1 pseudogene is annotated in these 582 nt (G+C 73.4%); it reads right to left on the reverse strand.

The annotated features are described in order from the left end of the window. Positions 1 to 53: 53 nt before the first annotated feature. A pseudogene (locus CCN56_RS41400) lies at positions 54 to 582 on the reverse strand (hypothetical protein); the annotation flags it as partial.

The raw sequence follows: 582 nt of genomic DNA on the forward strand, positions 1-582 counted from the left end.
ACCGTGACCAGCCACAACCACGATGAAACAACCCCATTGGGGCGCTTGGGACCTCAGCCCTCGCGGGCCGTGGACTCCGCGAACACCCGCACCGCCTCGTTGACCGCCGCGCAACGAGCCGTCCGCACCGCGTCCGACAACGGCCGCAACGCCTGGGCCCGCAGCGTCGACGCCGATGCTGAAATCGCCCCTCCCGGGTCGTCCGAGGACGCCATCGCCAAGATCGCCGCGATCTCCTCCGCCCGCTGCAGCACCCGCAACGCCCGCCCGGGCGTCCCCGCCGGCCAATCCACGTCCGGCCGTGACCGCAAGTGCGCCGACAGCTCCGCGCGCACCCCCGGCCGATCCGAAGCCACGTCCAGCGCCTGCAACGCCCCCGCGCTGTTGCGGATCGCGTCCGTCAGCCCGTGCTCGGCTTCGCCCAGTCCGACGTACTCGGGAGCCGACGGCGAAGACAGCGAGTAGACCGTCCACCGGACCAGCCCCTCGGCGATCGGCTCCGGCACCAGCCCGGAGCCGAGGTCCGGCAGTACGACCGCGTCGCCCGCGCGCAGTGCCGCCTCCGTGAACGGGCCGCCGCCA

The organism is Streptomyces sp. NRRL B-24572 (assembly GCF_002156145.1).
Lineage (GTDB): Bacteria > Actinomycetota > Actinomycetes > Streptomycetales > Streptomycetaceae > Streptomyces > Streptomyces vietnamensis.